This is a genomic window from uncultured Novosphingobium sp. (genome assembly GCF_964277725.1).
GTDB lineage: Bacteria > Pseudomonadota > Alphaproteobacteria > Sphingomonadales > Sphingomonadaceae > Novosphingobium > Novosphingobium fluoreni.
The window spans coordinates 1-9,836 of record NZ_CAXYKL010000239.1; the positions used below are offsets into that span (position 1 = coordinate 1).

The window sequence follows — 9,836 nt, forward strand, 5'->3', positions numbered from 1 at the left end:
GACCGCAAGCGCGACCAGACGGTCGCCGCCGTCGCGCAGGACATCGAGGCGCTTTCGTTCAACAAGGCCGTAGCGCGCATCTACGAACTGACCAGCGCGGTGGAGAAGGCGCAGCCCTCCGCCAGCCGCTCCACCGCGATCCGCACGATCCTGCTGTTGGTCGCGCCGATGATGCCGCATCTGGCCGAGGAAGCCTGGTCGACGATCGGAGACGGTCTTGTCTCGCTTGCTGCCTGGCCCGCCGTCGATCCCGCCCTGCTGGTGGAGGATGAGGTGACCATCGCCGTGCAGGTGAAGGGCAAGCTGCGCGATACCCTGACCGTCGCCAAGGGCACCGCCAAGGAGGAGCTGGAGGCGCTTGCGCTCGCCAGCGACAAGGTGCAGCGTGCGCTGGACGGGGCCGAAGTAAGGAAAATCATCGTGGTGCCTGACCGCCTGGTCAACCTGGTCGCATGACGCGAGCCCTTGCCTTCGCCGCCGCGCTGATCGCCGGCGTCCTGCTGTCGGGATGCGGCTTGCAACCGATGTATGCCGGCGGCGGCAACGGGACGGTGGCGCGTGGTCTCGCCGGCGTGCAAGTCGCCGCGATCGAAGGGCGGGCCGGTTGGCTGGTCCGCAATGCCCTGACAGATAAGCTATCCGCCAGCGGCAACACCGCGCCGCGCTACCGCCTGGACGTGCGGCTGGATGATAAACTCGAATCCTTCGGTCTGTTGAGCGATGACACCGTCAGCCGTGAACGCCGCACGTTGCGTGCCCGGTATCAGCTGGTCGACCTTGCAAGCGACAGTATCGTGCTCGACGCCACAGCCGGTTCCGACGCCGGTATCGACGTGATCTCTTCCGATTACGCCACTGTCGCCGCTGAACAGACCGCGTTGGAGAATCTGGCGAAGGACATTGCCGAGCGCATCGTCACGAACGTCGCCATCCAGCTGCGCAAGGATCCGGCGCAGCCGCGCTGAGGCGCGAAGGGGTGAGCAGCCGATGAAAGCGACCCAGAAGGACTTCGGCTCGCTGGCAGCAAAAGCGGCGGCGAATGCGCGCGTTTTCTTCTTTTGCGGCCCGGACGAGGCGGGGGCGGCCGATGCAGCGGCGCGGATCGTTGGCCTGCTGCCCGATGCCGGGGAGCGGATCGAGTTCTCCGGCGCCGAACTGCGCAAGGATCCGGTGCGGCTGAGTGACGAGGCGCGTTCCACCTCCCTATTTGGCGGCACACGCCACATCTGGGTACGCGCCGCCGGGGACGAAGCGCACGATGCCGTGGCCAACCTGCTCGATGCGGATGGCGATCCGTGCCCTGTGCTGATCGTCGCCACTGGCGCTTCAGAAAAGTCCCGAACCGCGAAGCTCCTCGCGCCTCGACCGGACGCCTTGGTGGGAATGTTCCATGCGCCCGACCTCGCCTCCGTTACCGGGGTGGTGCGGACCCAGGCCGGAGCCGCGGGACTGAGGCTGAGCAGCGATCTTGCCGAGCGAATCGCGCGCGGGGCCGGGCTCGACACGCGCCTCGCCCGGTCGGAGATCGAAAAGCTCGCGCTCTATTGCGATGCTGCGCCTGAAAGCCCCCGCACGGTAACGGCGGCCGACCTCGACGCGATCGGTGCGCAGACATCGGATGATGACTTCGGCCCGCTTGTCGATGCCGTCCTTGGTGGTCGGCGTGAGCGGCTGGCACCGGAACTGGCGCGGTTGCGCGCGATGCAGATCTCGCCGGTCGGGCTGCTGCTGGCATTGGAGAGACGCACGGCACAGCTTGCCGCTTTGGCCTCGCGAATCTCGCCGGGACAGGGGATGGTGCAATTCCTAGATGCCGAGGCAAACGCACGTCGCATTTTCTGGCGAGACAAGGCGGTACTCGGTGAGCAACTGCGAGCCTGGCGGGGACCGCGGCTGGAGCGTCTGGCGCAACGCTTAATGAGTCTTCACCAAGCCATGCTGGGTAACAGTATCGACGCCGAACTTCTGCTTTCGCAGGAACTTGCGGCCTTTTGCCGCATCGCCGGTTCCGAATTGGTACGAAAGACAGCGTAGGCGCGCTTTAGTTCTTATTGATGATTGCGCTATCTTTGTTAGCCTACTATATCTGTTGCACTGCAGCATAGCGGTGCTAGCTTGATCAAACGGATTGAGATGACAGCACTGTGCAATGATGCAGGATCAGGGAGCCGTAAGCGTATGAATGCGCCGTTTGCCGTGCGCCCGCTAACGGGTGTCGAAACCGTCCCGGAGAACCTGATTGTCGCCCCGTCGCTGGAGCGGAGGCGGTTGCAGTCTTATCTCGTCTTGATGGCAGGCGACATTGTCACCATCTTCGGCGGCTTCGCCATCGCCGGATATTTGTTTGCGGGTATCCAGGGCGGCTCCGACGCGCTGGTTCAGAGTGAGATCTTGTTGCCGATCTTCCTGACGATCGCGCTGTATAACGGCTCTTATTCGATAGAGGCGCTGCGCGATCCGTGGCGCGGTATCTTTCGATCGCAGGGCGCGCTGGTGCTTTCGGTTGCAGCGGTGGTTTTCATCGCCTTTTTCGCGAAGGCCTCTTCCGACTTTTCGCGCCTAGGCTTTGGCTCGGGAACGGTCTGCACGGTCCTGCTATTGGTCTGGGGTCGGCTTCAGATGCGCAGCTTCACGCGGTGGCGTTGCGGGACCAATCCGTACAACGAACTAGTGATCGACGATGGCGGGCCGCGTGTCGATTTTCCCGGCGCGATCAGAATTTCAGCCAGTGGAATGGGCCTAAAACCCAACTTGAACGATCCCCATGCCCTGGATCGCATCGGCTTGGTCTTGCGAAATATTGATCGCGTGATCGTAAGCTGCCCCGCTGCCCGCCGGGCGGACTGGGCGATGATGCTGAAGGGCGCGAATGTCGACGGCGAGGTGCTGGACGACGAGGTTGCCAGGCTTGGTGCGCAAGGCGCGCGGGTCAAGGCTGGGTATGGCCTATTGCTTGTGTCTGCGGGGCCGCTTGGGCTGCGCGATCGGATCGTGAAGCGACTGCTGGACATTTCCTTCGCTGGCACCGCGATCTTCTTCCTTTCGCCCCTGCTGGTCGCGGTTGCCATTGCCATCAAGGTGCAAGACGGCGGGCCGGTGTTCTTCGTGCAGCGCCGCATGGGTCGGGGCAACCGCTTCTTCAACATGTACAAGTTCCGTTCAATGACGGTTGCCCTGTGCGATACGGAGGGCAACGTTTCAGCCTCGAAGGACGACCAGCGCATCACCCGGATCGGCAAGTTCATCCGATCCACCTCGATCGACGAACTGCCGCAGTTGTTCAATGTGCTGCTGGGGGACATGAGCCTGGTTGGTCCGCGTCCGCACGCGATCGGCTCGCAGGCCGGATCGAAGCTCTTTTGGGAAGTCGACTTGCGCTATTGGCAGCGCCACAGCCTGAAGCCCGGTCTCAGCGGTCTGGCCCAAGTACGTGGTTTTCGCGGGGCGACCGAGAAGGAATCGGATCTGGTTTCGCGCCTGCAGTCAGACCTTGAATATCTCGAAGGCTGGACGATCCTGCGCGATATCAAGATCATCTTCCTGACCTTGCGCGTACTGGTGCACGACCGGGCATTCTGAGCGCCGGAAGTTCGGGTAACGCTGCTACCGAGCGGGTTCCCCACCCGCAAACGGCCGCCCTCAGTTCTTCTTCTTGGGAACCGAGAACGTGCCCGTCACGCGGCCCTCGGCGGAGGAGACTCCGCTGTTCAGGTCCACGACAAAGCGATTGCCGCGCAGGGTATCCCCGCCGCCACGCTTCAGCGAGGCATTGCCGACCATGGTGATCACCCGCCGGTTGAAGTCGTAAATGCCAACGTCGCCGGTCGCGATCTCGTCATTGCGGTTAACGGTGACGCCCCCGGTCGCGGTGATCCGCTGGATCTGCATCGAGCCGGCATTGGTGAAATCCACCACAGTGCGCGCGGCGCGCAGGCGCAGCTCGGCCTGCTTCACATCGACATTGCCAGAAAGCACGACGCGGTTCTGCTTGTCCTGCAGCTCGATCCGATCAGCGGCATAGTCCACCGGCGCATTGCTGTTGTGGCCCGAGAGAGCCTGTGCATCGACGCGGGGCGGCGCGATGAGCCCGAAAGAGGCCGCGCCCAGGGCAGTCGCCGCGCTCAGCAGGACCGCGTTGCGCATGCGGGTGGCCGTCATTTAGGGATCCTCATCTTGCCGGGCGTCATCCTCAGCCGGGCGTTGCCTTGCAGCGTTACGGTACGATCTTCCAAGTTGGCGACGATGTTGTCTGCCCGGAACGTGCCGGTCGGGACGGTGCCGGATACTCCGCCGGAGCCGACCGCGTTCTGAGTCTTGATATCCACCGCCACGTTCTGCGTGCGCATCCGGTAGCCATCGGCCGCCGCGAAATCGACCGGGCCGTTCACCGCGATCTTCTCGGAATTGTAATTGTAGTCGCCCGAAGGCGCTCGGATTTCCGCCGGTCCGTCCGTCAGGTTCAGCTTGGCGACGAGATCGTTCATCGAGACCACCGGCACGGCAGCGGTTTGCTGCAGAGCGCTGCCGGCAGTGAGGACGAACGGCCGCCCCTTGCCGTCCGCACCGCGATAGGCGGCATCGGCCACCTGCACGCGCTCGTTCGTGACGGCGACCTTATTGCGGTCTAGCAGGAAACTGATCTCGCCACGGGGTGACAGCGGCAGCAGGATCATGATCGCCGCCAGCAAACCGATCCCCGTAGGCAGCGCCTTGCCCAGGAAACCGATCATCCGGTCATGCGAGCCGCCGGGCGCCGCGAATTGGCGCCGGCGGTTGCGCATCTGAGTGGCTTGGAGCGACATGGCGCGTCAGGCGGCTTCGTGGCTGAAGATATCGTGATCGGGCCAGCCGGCCAGATCCAGACGAGCGCGGTGCGGCAGGAAGTCAAAGCAGGCCTGCGCCAGTTGCGCTCGGCCCTCGCGTGCCAGCCGGGTCACGAAGATATCGTGCATGGCGTGCAGATAGCGCACGTCGGACGCGGCATATTCGCGCTGCGGATCGCTGAGTTCAGCCGCGCCCCAGTCGCTGGATTGCTGCTGCTTGGAGATTTCCTTACCCAGCAGCTCGCGCACGATGTCCTTCAGGCCGTGGCGATCGGTATAGGTGCGGGTCAGCTTGCTGGCGATCTTGGTGCAGAACACCGGCGCGGCGGTGACACCCAGGTAATGTTCGATCGCGGCAAGGTCGAAACGGGCGAAATGGTACAGCTTCAGCCGCGCGGGATCGGCCAGCACGGCGCGCAGGTTCGGGGCGGCATAATCGCTGCCCACCTTGAAGCGCACGAGATGCTCGTCGCCCCGCCCGTCCGAGATCTGGACAACGCACAGCCGGTCGCGTGGGGTGATCAGCCCCATCGTTTCGGTGTCGACGGCAACCGCGCCCGGCGCAAGCACGCCTTCGGGGAGATCTTCTTCATGAAAGTGGACAGCCATAAGCCCAAGATGCTTAGGCATTGCACCTGAACTTCGCAATGGGCGCTAAGCCATGATCGAGAGTGAATCCGCGCAACTGGGGTCGGATGCAGTGCCCGCAAGCTGGCGCGAGGCGCTGGAGCCAGTATTGGCAACGCCCGAGGCGCGCCGGCTCGGAAGCTTCCTGAAAGCGGAGGAAGCGGCGGGCAAGCGAATCTATCCGCCCCGTGGCAGCCGGCTTTTGGCGTTGCAGCTGACGCCGCTGGACGCGGTGAAAGTGGTGATCCTGGGGCAGGACCCGTATCACGGCGCAGGTCAGGCGGATGGCTTGGCGTTCTCGGTGCCGGACGGCGTTAAGGTGCCGCCGTCGCTGGTCAACATTTACAAGGAGATCGCCAGCGACTTCGGCGTGGCGCGGCCGACAAGCGGCAATCTGGAGCGTTGGGCGCGGCAAGGCGTGCTGCTGCTGAACACCTCACTGACCGTGGAGGAGGCGCGCGCCGGTTCGCATGCCAAGCGGGGGTGGGAAGCGATCACTGACGCGGTGATCGCCGCCGTCGCCGCCAAGACAGAGCCCTGCGTGTTTATGCTGTGGGGCAATCACGCCCGCCGCAAGGCCGAGCATGTGCCGGGGTTGGTGGATGGACGTCATCTGGTGCTGACTGCGCCGCATCCCAGTCCGCTATCGGCGCATTCCGGGTTCTTCGGGTCTCGTCACTTCACTCGCGCCAATGCTTTCCTACGCGAGCATGGGCGGGGGGAGATCAACTGGACGGGGTGAAAGCGCCGGTCATTCTGCCGTGAGGAGGAACAGGCTCTCCCCTGGCCCCTCCCGCAAGCGGGAGGGGAGCATCGTTCGCCGTGCCCCGCGGTTGAGCGGTAGTTATCGTGGCAGTTCGGACTTGCCCATCAGCGCTTCATCCACGGCACGGGCGCACTGACGGCCTTCGCGGATCGCCCAGACCACCAGGCTCTGGCCACGACGCATGTCGCCGCAGGCCCAGATCTTTTCTTCCGAGGTCTTGTAGGCGAGCATGTTCGCCTTGACGTTGCCCCGCGCGTCCAGCTCGACGGCGGCCTGGTCCAGCATGCCGGCCTTGCGCGGGCCGACAAAGCCCATCGCCAGCAGGATGAGATCGGCCTGCAGCGTGAACTCGCTGCCTTCGATCTCCACCATCTTGCCGTCTTTCCATTCGACGCGCACGCATTCGAGGCCGGAAACGTCGTTGCCGCCGACCACGCGCTTGGTCAGAACCGCCCAATCGCGCTCGCAACCTTCCTGGTGGCTGGACGAGGTGCGCAGCCGCAGCGGCCAGAACGGCCAGCTGAGCGCCTTGTCTTCCATCTCGGGTGGCTTGGGCATGATCTCGATCTGGGTGACGGAGGCCGCGCCCTGACGGTTGGAGGTGCCAACACAGTCCGAGCCGGTATCGCCGCCGCCGATGACGATGACGTGCTTGCCGGTTGCGGTCAGCGAACCGCGTGGTGCGGCGCGCAGTTCGTCGTCACCCGCGTTGCGCTTGTTCTGCTGGGTCAGGAACTCCATCGCCAGGCGCACGCCCGGCAGTTCGGCACCCGGGATGTCGAGCTTGCGCGGGTCTTCCGCGCCACCGGCGAACACGATCGCGTCGAAGTTTTCCTTCAGCGAATTGACCGAGATGGTCACGCCCACTTCGGTTCCGGTACGGAATGTCACCCCTTCGGCTTCCATCTGCATAGCGCGCCGATTGATGAGGTGCTTCTCCATCTTGAAGTCCGGGATGCCGTAGCGCATCAACCCGCCGATCCGGTCGTTCTTCTCGAACACGGTGACGGTGTGGCCGGCACGGGCCAGCTGCTGGGCTGCGGCGAGGCCCGCCGGGCCGGATCCGACCACGGCCACGGTCTTGCCGGTGCGCTTGGCCGGGATTTGCGGCGCGATCCAGCCGTTCTGCCACCCCTTGTCGACGATGGCGCACTCGATCGACTTGATCGTCACCGGCTGGTCGATGATGTTCAGCGTGCAGGCGGCCTCGCATGGCGCGGGGCAGATGCGGCCGGTGAATTCCGGGAAATTGTTGGTCGAGTGCAGAACATCGAGCGCGTTGCGCCAGTCGTTCTCGTAGACCAGGTGGTTCCAGTCGGGGATAATGTTGTTGACCGGGCAGCCGGTATGGCAATGGGGCACGCCGCAGTTCATGCAACGTGATGCCTGAGCCTTCAGATCGGCCTCGGGCAGCGGGACGACGAACTCTTTATAGTTCTTCAGCCGCGCTTCGGGTGCTTCGTAGCCGCGATCGTGACGGTCGAGTTCGAGGAACCCGGTTTCCTTACCCATCTTGAGATACTCCCCGTGAGCGTCGATCCCGACGACGCTCCCGCTTCCTCACATATGCCAGAAAAGGGGAACTCCGGCCAACCGGAGTCCCCGATTGCTTACTTCGCCCGTTACTCGGCAGCCACGGACGCTGCTTCGAGCCGCTCAGCCTCGAGAGACTTCAGCGCCTTTGCGTAATCGCGCGGCATGACCTTCACGAACTTGCCCAGCGTATTGCTCCAGTCGTCGAGCAAGGCGCGTGCGCGCTTCGATCCGGTGTGCAGGTGGTGGCGTTCCAGCAGCACGCGCAGCCGCTCCGCGTCGTGGCGCAGCGGATCACCCATGCCGGCATCGTTGACGCCGTTGGTGCGCTGTTGCGGGCGGCCCGCGCCGTCTTCCTCGTCACGCTCTGGCGAGATCGGCTGGAGATCGACCATCGCGGTGTTGGCCAGTTGATCGAACACGCCGTCCTCGTCGTAGACATAGGCCACGCCGCCCGACATGCCCGCCGCGAAGTTGCGCCCGGTCTTGCCCAGTACCGCGACGACGCCGCCGGTCATGTACTCGCAGCCGTGATCGCCGCAGCCTTCTACCACCGCGACCGCGCCGGAGTTGCGCACCGCGAAGCGTTCACCGCCGACGCCGTTGAAGAATGCCTCGCCCGCGATCGCGCCGTAGAGCACGGTGTTGCCGACGATGATGTTCTGCGTCGGCTCGCGGTTTACGTGACCCGGCTGGCGCACGATCACCCGGCCGCCCGAAAGGCCCTTGCCGACATAGTCGTTGGCATCGCCCGTCAGATCGAGGGTGACGCCATGCGCAAGCCAGGCGGCGAAGCTCTGGCCGGCAACGCCGGTGAGCTTCACGTTGATCGTGTTATCGGGCAGTCCGGCATGGCCGAAACGCCGGGCGACTTCGCCCGAGAGCATTGCGCCCACGGTGCGGTTGACGTTGATCACCTTGCGCTCGATCCGCACCGGCTGGCGCTTCTCCAAGGCATCGCTGGCCGCCGCGATCAGATCGTTGTCGAGAGCGTTCTCCAGCCCGTGGTCCTGCGTTTCGGACCAGTTCAGCGTCGGGCTGTCGCCCTTGCCGGGGTTGTAGAGGATCTTCGACAAGTCGACGCCCTTGGCCTTCCAGTTCGAAATCACCTTGCGCGTGTCGAGCCGATCGACCCGGCCGGTCATCTCCGCGATCGTGCGGAAACCCAGTTCCGCCATGATCGCGCGCAGTTCTTCGGCGACGAAGAAGAAGTAGTTCACCACATGCTCGGGCTGGCCGGTGAAGCGCGCGCGCAGCACCGGGTCCTGCGTGGCGACGCCAACCGGGCAGGTGTTGAGGTGGCACTTGCGCATCATGATGCAGCCCGCCGCGATCAGCGGGGCAGTAGCGAAGCCGAACTCGTCCGCGCCGAGCAGCGCGGCGATGGCCACGTCGCGTCCGGTGCGCAGGCCGCCGTCGGCCTGCACCGCCACGCGGCTGCGCAGATTGTTGAGCAGCAGCGTCTGCTGGGTTTCGGCCAAGCCGATTTCCCACGGCGAACCCGCGTGCGTCAGCGAGGTCAGCGGCGAGGCGCCGGTGCCGCCTTCGTAGCCGGCGATGGTGATGTGGTCGGCGCGCGCCTTTGAGACGCCCGCCGCGACCGTGCCCACGCCCACTTCGGACACCAGCTTGACCGAGACGCGCGCGCCCGGATTCACGTTCTTGAGATCGTGAATGAGCTGGGCGATATCCTCGATCGAGTAGATGTCGTGGTGCGGCGGTGGGCTGATGAGTCCCACGCCCGGCGTCGAGTGGCGCACCCGGCCAATGGTCTTGTCGACCTTGTCACCCGGCAGCTGGCCGCCTTCGCCGGGCTTGGCACCCTGGGCCATCTTAATCTGGATGTCGTCGGCGTTGACGAGGTATTCGGTGGTGACGCCAAAGCGTCCCGATGCGACCTGCTTGATCGCCGAGCGCATCGAGTCACCATTGGCCAGCGGGGTGAAGCGATCGACTTCCTCGCCGCCCTCGCCAGTGTTCGACTTGCCGCCGATGCGGTTCATCGCCATCGCCAGCGTGGTGTGTGCCTCGCGGCTGATCGAGCCGAAGCTCATCGCGCCGGTGGCGAAGCGCTTGACGATCTCGGA

General features: G+C 64.6%; 10 protein-coding genes. 5 read left to right on the forward strand and 5 right to left on the reverse strand.

Going from position 1 to position 9,836, the window contains the following annotated elements:
* From ACHWRX_RS13425 to ACHWRX_RS13440, 4 genes are all read left to right on the forward strand, one after another.
* A partial coding sequence (locus tag ACHWRX_RS13425) for a class I tRNA ligase family protein (protein WP_394659569.1) occupies positions 1-456 on the forward strand: 456 nt, incomplete at its 5' end.
* The gene (gene lptE / locus ACHWRX_RS13430) at positions 453-965 is read left to right on the forward strand and encodes an LPS assembly lipoprotein LptE (RefSeq protein WP_058735584.1); all 513 of its coding nucleotides are present in this window, start codon (positions 453-455) and stop codon (positions 963-965) included. The genes ACHWRX_RS13425 and lptE, both read left to right, overlap by 4 nt.
* A 22-nt stretch (positions 966-987) precedes the next feature.
* A complete protein-coding gene (holA, locus tag ACHWRX_RS13435) occupies positions 988-2,034 on the forward strand; it encodes a DNA polymerase III subunit delta (protein WP_394659570.1) in 1,047 nt (348 codons plus the stop codon).
* A gap of 144 nt (positions 2,035-2,178) precedes the next feature.
* Complete coding sequence (locus tag ACHWRX_RS13440; protein WP_394659571.1) at positions 2,179-3,579, forward strand: sugar transferase; 1,401 nt, start codon at positions 2,179-2,181, stop codon at positions 3,577-3,579.
* A gap of 60 nt (positions 3,580-3,639) precedes the next feature.
* On the opposite strand, the gene ACHWRX_RS13445 is transcribed toward ACHWRX_RS13440, so the two are convergent.
* From ACHWRX_RS13445 to ACHWRX_RS13455, 3 genes are read right to left on the reverse strand one after another with little or no spacing between them, the layout of a single operon-like run.
* A complete protein-coding gene (locus ACHWRX_RS13445) occupies positions 3,640-4,158 on the reverse strand; it encodes an LptA/OstA family protein (protein ID WP_058735582.1) in 519 nt (172 codons plus the stop codon).
* On the reverse strand, positions 4,155-4,802 hold the full coding sequence (gene lptC, locus ACHWRX_RS13450; RefSeq protein WP_058735581.1) for an LPS export ABC transporter periplasmic protein LptC: 648 nt from the start codon (positions 4,800-4,802) through the stop codon (positions 4,155-4,157). Before lptC ends, ACHWRX_RS13445 begins: the two co-directional genes overlap by 4 nt.
* A 6-nt stretch (positions 4,803-4,808) precedes the next feature.
* A complete protein-coding gene (locus tag ACHWRX_RS13455; RefSeq protein WP_058735725.1) occupies positions 4,809-5,432 on the reverse strand; it encodes a ribonuclease D in 624 nt (207 codons plus the stop codon).
* A gap of 52 nt (positions 5,433-5,484) precedes the next feature.
* On the opposite strand from ACHWRX_RS13455, the gene ACHWRX_RS13460 reads away from it, so the two are divergent.
* The gene (locus ACHWRX_RS13460) at positions 5,485-6,192 is read left to right on the forward strand and encodes a uracil-DNA glycosylase (RefSeq protein ID WP_394659572.1); all 708 of its coding nucleotides are present in this window, start codon (positions 5,485-5,487) and stop codon (positions 6,190-6,192) included.
* A 102-nt stretch (positions 6,193-6,294) separates the two neighbouring features.
* Here the strand turns inward: ACHWRX_RS13460 and ACHWRX_RS13465 are convergent, their stop codons facing one another.
* Both ACHWRX_RS13465 and ACHWRX_RS13470 read right to left on the reverse strand, forming a co-directional pair.
* Positions 6,295-7,728 carry a glutamate synthase subunit beta gene (locus ACHWRX_RS13465; RefSeq protein WP_058735580.1) on the reverse strand — a complete coding sequence of 478 codons (1,434 nt, stop codon included), beginning with the start codon at positions 7,726-7,728 and terminating at the stop codon, positions 6,295-6,297.
* A 110-nt stretch (positions 7,729-7,838) separates the two neighbouring features.
* On the reverse strand, positions 7,839-9,836 hold a 1,998-nt coding region (locus tag ACHWRX_RS13470; protein ID WP_394659573.1), incomplete at its 5' end, for a glutamate synthase-related protein.

Coding starts and splice junctions, on each gene's coding strand:
- ACHWRX_RS13445 (WP_058735582.1), bottom strand. CDS start 4,158: ATGACGGCCACCCGCATGCGCAACGCGGTCCTGCTGAGCGCGGCGACT.
- lptE (WP_058735584.1), top strand. CDS start 453: ATGACGCGAGCCCTTGCCTTCGCCGCCGCGCTGATCGCCGGCGTCCTG.
- lptC (WP_058735581.1), bottom strand. CDS start 4,802: ATGTCGCTCCAAGCCACTCAGATGCGCAACCGCCGGCGCCAATTCGCG.
- ACHWRX_RS13455 (WP_058735725.1), bottom strand. CDS start 5,432: ATGGCTGTCCACTTTCATGAAGAAGATCTCCCCGAAGGCGTGCTTGCG.
- ACHWRX_RS13460 (WP_394659572.1), top strand. CDS start 5,485: ATGATCGAGAGTGAATCCGCGCAACTGGGGTCGGATGCAGTGCCCGCA.
- holA (WP_394659570.1), top strand. CDS start 988: ATGAAAGCGACCCAGAAGGACTTCGGCTCGCTGGCAGCAAAAGCGGCG.
- ACHWRX_RS13440 (WP_394659571.1), top strand. CDS start 2,179: ATGAATGCGCCGTTTGCCGTGCGCCCGCTAACGGGTGTCGAAACCGTC.
- ACHWRX_RS13465 (WP_058735580.1), bottom strand. CDS start 7,728: ATGGGTAAGGAAACCGGGTTCCTCGAACTCGACCGTCACGATCGCGGC.